The sequence below is a fragment of the Pseudomonas inefficax genome, from assembly GCF_900277125.1.
GTDB lineage: Bacteria > Pseudomonadota > Gammaproteobacteria > Pseudomonadales > Pseudomonadaceae > Aquipseudomonas > Aquipseudomonas inefficax.
In genome coordinates this window covers 1-5011 of the sequence record NZ_OPYN01000151.1, presented here as the reverse complement: position 1 = coordinate 5011, position 5011 = coordinate 1, and the positions used below count along the sequence as shown (strand labels likewise).

3 protein-coding genes and 1 pseudogene are annotated in these 5011 nt (G+C 58.5%); 3 read left to right on the top strand and 1 reads right to left on the bottom strand.

Annotation, left to right across the window (positions count from 1 at the left end):
- Positions 1-2051, bottom strand: a 2051-nt coding sequence (locus tag JV551A3_RS17415; protein WP_235874597.1) for a bifunctional diguanylate cyclase/phosphodiesterase, incomplete at its 3' end; no start/stop codon positions are given.
- 277 nt (positions 2052-2328) lie between these two features.
- Here JV551A3_RS17415 and JV551A3_RS17410 point away from each other — a divergent pair.
- The 3 genes and pseudogenes from JV551A3_RS17410 to JV551A3_RS17400 form a co-directional block, all read left to right on the top strand.
- The gene (locus JV551A3_RS17410; protein WP_133978988.1) at positions 2329-3897 is read left to right on the top strand and encodes a phospholipase D family protein; all 1569 of its coding nucleotides are present in this window, start codon (positions 2329-2331) and stop codon (positions 3895-3897) included.
- 65 nt (positions 3898-3962) lie between these two features.
- Positions 3963-4316, top strand: coding sequence for a YfeK family protein (locus tag JV551A3_RS17405; RefSeq protein WP_235874596.1), 354 nt, complete (start codon positions 3963-3965; stop codon positions 4314-4316).
- A 472-nt stretch (positions 4317-4788) separates the two neighbouring features.
- Positions 4789-5011: pseudogene (locus JV551A3_RS17400) on the top strand (GNAT family N-acetyltransferase); the annotation flags it as partial.

The following is a 5011-nucleotide window of genomic DNA, read 5'->3' as shown; positions in this document are numbered from 1 at the left end:
AGGTCGGACTCTTCGGCGAGCGGGATGAAACGATCCGGGCGGAGCAGGCCCAGGCGCGGGTGCTTCCAGCGCACCAGGGCCTCGGCCGATGCGATCGAGACCCCATCGACCTTGAAGCGCGGCTGAAAATGCAGCACCAGTTCGCCACGCGGTATGCCCTCGCGCAGTTCGCTTTCCAGCACACGCTTCTCCATCAATGCTGCGTTCATCTGTGCCGAAAAGAAGCGCCAAGTGTTCTTTCCCGCCTGCTTGGCGCTGTACAGGGCTACGTCGGCGTGCCGGATCAGGTCGCTCGGCGTACCAGGGTACTCGGCCGACAGCACCACACCCAGGCTTACCCCCACTTGCACGACATGCCCTTCAACCTGAATGGGGCGTTTGATCGCCTCGATCACGCGCGTGCAGAATCGGTCCATGTCTGCGTGATCGCCTGGCCGGGTGAGCACGACGATGAACTCGTCGCCTCCCAGACGGGCGACCAGATCACTGTCACGGGTAACCTGGCCGAGGCGGATCGCTACCTCGAGCAGCACCGCGTCGCCGGCCGGATGCCCAAGGCTGTCGTTGATCGGCTTGAAGTTGTCCAGATCCAGCATCAGCAGCGCCACCTGGGGTTGCTCGGCGCCAGGAGCCGACTGCTCGAGGAAACGAAACAGCTTGTTGCGATTCGGCAGGCCGGTCAGGGCGTCGTGCAAAGAGAGGTGCTGGATCTGGGCATGGGCGGCCACTTCGTCGGTGATGTCGCTGCAAGTGCCACGAAAGCCGGTACAGACGCCCTCGGCCACGATCGCGCGAGAAGCGATCCTGCAGATACGCTGTTGACCGAGATGGTCCTGGTACTGGCAGCGCAGCGTGCCGGAAGAGCCTGCCGCAGCCAGGCTGTGCAGGCAGGTCCGGAGGTTGTTGGTATCACACGATAGCAACTCGGTGATCGAGCGCTGTCGCCACGCTTCGACGGGGTGCCCGGTGAGCTCGGTGAAGCGGTCCGAAAGGTAGGTCAGGCGAAGCAGCACATCCGTTTCCCAGATCCAGTCCGACGCGGCTTCGGCCACGGCCTTGAAGCGCTCTTCGCTCGATTGCAGGGCAGCCCTGGACGTCATCAGGGCGCGGTGGCTGCGATCGATCCTGGTGCTGGCCCGGAGCGCATAGCGGGCAAACAATGCCATGCTCAGCGCGATGAGCAGTACGGCAATAGCCAAGGGTGCGATTACCGTCTGGATCAGTTCGGTGCCGGGCTGCGGTATATCCCACGTCAAGGTATGGCCGCTGCCTTCGAGTGGCAGGGCACCGCGCCCTTGGCGCTGATCGGCCGAATCGCCCACGGCCAGGCCGGACAACCCCGCCGACTGGCCCAGCGGCAAAAGCACCTGTGGCGAGAGAACGCGAATGAACACCATCACCGCGGTTGGTCCCGGCGGTTGGGCGGGCTGGGTTTGCGGGCGGATCAGCGCAGCGACGTACACCGCCGGCTGGCCACGAAACACGAGGTAGCCTGACGACGCCTGTTCGTGCTGCGCTGCTTGACGAGCCTCCTGCAAGATCTTGCCAGCACTGGCGGTATGACGCTCCAGCCCCTGTTGGCTGAGCTTACCGTCCAGGATTGCGTACCGAGTCCCGTCGTCATCGAGCACATATACACCGTCGTACCCATCGGAGTTATAGAGCGTGGCGCCGACGTTGTCCTCGTCGTATGCCCAATGTGTATCGACCTGCCCGCCCAAGTGATCATAGGCGGCCTGCCAGTTGGCATGGGTCAGCAGGAACGTCTTGTCATTCTTCTGCAACTGGGCCATGGCGGACTCAGCATAGAAGCGGCTTTGCTCCACTTGTCGGGCGTCCAGCGCCTCGGCGAGGCGGTAGAGGGAGAACAGCCCCAGCAACAGGGCCAACAGCAGAATCAGGGAAAACACCACGATCAGTTGCCCGACCACATGACTACGGGTCGACATTTCATTGTCAGCAGAGACGTCCATTGGTTCACCATCGCGGCCTAGGGTCTCCCAGTTGACCGGACAGCAGGATTGGAGGTCGATGGAGCTGACGACCGGCAAGCCGGCGCCCACAGGAAAATCACCAGCCTTCAGGCATGCGCTGTACCTGTGGAAACCGCGCTTGCCGGCGATGGGCCGCGAAACGGCCCCGGTTACAGATGTCTGCTACGGGTCGACAACAGCCTCTGCGCGAACTTTTTTGATGAACTAAGCTTCAAAACAACACCACAGATCGAAGACGCATTGCAGACGGTCGTTACGGCCAAATGTTGGTGGTAAGGGAATGCCCATTCTTCGGGATCCGACACCCTTATCGCCATCAGCCGGGGTACGCTCCGTGAGAATCAATCAGCCTCTGCCAGCTCTTTTGATACTCACGTTGCTATTCACTGGCTGTGCTACACCCAGTGTCTCGCACGAACCTAGCCAGGCCTTGCCCGCCAACGCTTCGGCGTTCGGTCGTTCTATCAATGCCCAGGTTGCACCCCATCAAGGGCAATCGGGCTTTCGCTTGCTCCCCGATAGCGCCGAGGCTTTCGGAGCCCGCGCTGAGCTCATTCGCAACGCTCAAAGTAGCATTGATTTGCAGTACTACATCGTCCACGACGGTATCAGTACCCGGATACTGCTGAGCGAGTTACTCGCCGCTGCCGACCGAGGGGTGCGCGTGAGGATTTTGCTGGATGACACCACTAGCGATGACCTGGAGCAAACCATTGCGACACTGGCGACGCATCCGCATATCCAGATCCGGGTGTTCAATCCTCTTCACCTGGGCCGCAGCACCGTCGTGACACGCACGATGGGCCGGCTGTTCAACCTGTCTCAGCAACACCGTCGTATGCACAACAAATTGTGGCTGGTGGATAATTGTGTGGCCATCGTCGGAGGGCGCAATCTGGGAGACGAGTATTTCGACGCCGAGCCAAAAATAAATTTTACTGATATCGACATGCTCAGTGTCGGCCCGGTCGCAGAACAGTTGGGGCATAGCTATGACGAGTACTGGAATAGTGCCCTGAGCAAGCCAATCGAGCAGTTCATATCGTTCAAGCCGACGAGTAGAGATCTGAAAGATCTTCGGACTCGGCTCGACGAATCCCTGGAACAAACGCGCAAGCAAAACCATGGGCTCTATCAGAAATTGATGAGTTATACCACTCATCCACACCTGAATCAGTGGCGCCGAGAGTTGATTTGGGCCAGAAACAAAGCGTTGTGGGATGCGCCGAGCAAGGTTTTGTCTGATGGCGAGCCCGCTCCGTATTTACTGTTGGCCACCCAATTAGCACCCGAACTCAACGGCGTCACCAAGGAACTTATTCTAGTCTCGGCCTACATGGTACCCGGCCAACCAGGGGTGGTGTATTTGACAGGTCGTGCCGACGCCGGCGTGTCGATCAGCTTGCTGACCAATTCACTGGAGGCAACCGATGTTCCCGCGACGCATGGTGCCTACGCACCTTATCGCAAGACCTTGCTCGATCACGGTATACGATTGTTCGAGCTACGCCGCCAATCCGGTGACCATGGCGACAGTAAGCCGAGTCTCTTTCACAAGGGATCCTCCAATAGCTCCGACTCCAGCCTGCATACCAAGGCGATGATTTTCGACCAGCAGAAAGCGTTCGTCGGTTCGTTCAATTTCGATTCGCGATCATTGTTGTGGAACACAGAGGTCGGTGTGTTGGTTGACGATCCAAAGCTCGCCGGACAGGTACGCGAACTGGCCTTGGAGGGGATGGCACCTGGTCTCAGTTACCAGGCCCGGCTGGAAGATGATCATCTGGTTTGGGTTACCGAAGATAATGGCAAACAACGTACGTTGACTACAGAACCGGGGGGTTGGTGGCGGCGCTTCAATTCATGGCTCAGCAGCACGATAGGGCTGGAAAAGATGCTATAGCGCAGGAAGGATGAATTATGCGGATGTGGATGAGAGACCCGGGGCGGCTTATCAGACGATTGATAATGGCGAGTATTTGCGTTATCGCGGTAATCGTTGACACGCGGGTATTTGCCACACCTCAGGTCACTGAAGAAATCAGGGGACTCCTGGATTTTGTAGAACACAGTGACTGCAAGTTTGTTCGCAACGGCGTCGAATACTCAGGCCCCAGGGCTCGAGCGCATCTGGAGCAGAAGCTGAATTATCTTGAAGGCAAGAACCTGGTGAAAAGCACGGAAGAATTCATTGATCTTGCCGCCACTAAAAGTAGTTTGAGTGGCCGTGCTTATGAGGTGCGATGCGCAAAAGGTGTAGAACCGGCAGGTATCTGGTTGCGCAGAGAGCTGCAGAGGCAACGACATGGAACGGCAACGTGAATCCCAAGTAGGCGGCCAGGGCTCAAGCGGCAACATCTATAACGGGTACAGCGCATGCCTGAGGGCTAGTGATATTCCTTGTCCTGAATATCTCTTCAGCCAGCACTGGCCCTTGTAGGAGCGGCCTTGTGTCGCGATGGGCCGCGCAGCGGCCCCGACAATCTTTGCTGCGAAGCTGAAAACCTGGGGCCGCTTCGCGCCCCATCGCCACACAAGACCGCTCCTACAGGTGTTTGCACATAGCTTGAGGCCGGTACTGACTACAGCGCTTTGGATCGCTGCCCGGGGTCGAGTGTGGTCAGCCGTAACCTGCGGCCAGTAAGTAAATCCCCTGGCTCGCCTACAGTGAACGCTCGACACAATCGAATCTACCCGTCTGGCCGGCGCCGGCATTGAACCAGGACATTGCAAGCAAGCCTGAAGGTGCCATAGGCTGCTTCTCCTGAATCGGCCACTGACACTGGATAAAACGATGATCGAACTACAAGGATGTGCAGAGTTTTCAGGCTTGGAGTGCCGGCCCGTCGGGCCCGCTGACGCAGAAATGATCTGCTCGCATCGCCAGGAGATGTTTCTTGAGGCAGGTGGCGACCCGGAAAAGCTGCAAATCATGACTCAGCATTTCCGCCCATGGCTGGAGGAGCGGCTCGGTGACGGTCGGTATTACGGTTTCAAGCTCCTGGATGGCGACCAAC

Bases quoted from the DNA above. Each gene is read 5' to 3' on its own strand.
- JV551A3_RS17405 (WP_235874596.1), top strand. From the start codon at position 3,963: ATGGCGAGTATTTGCGTTATCGCGGTAATCGTTGACACGCGGGTATTT.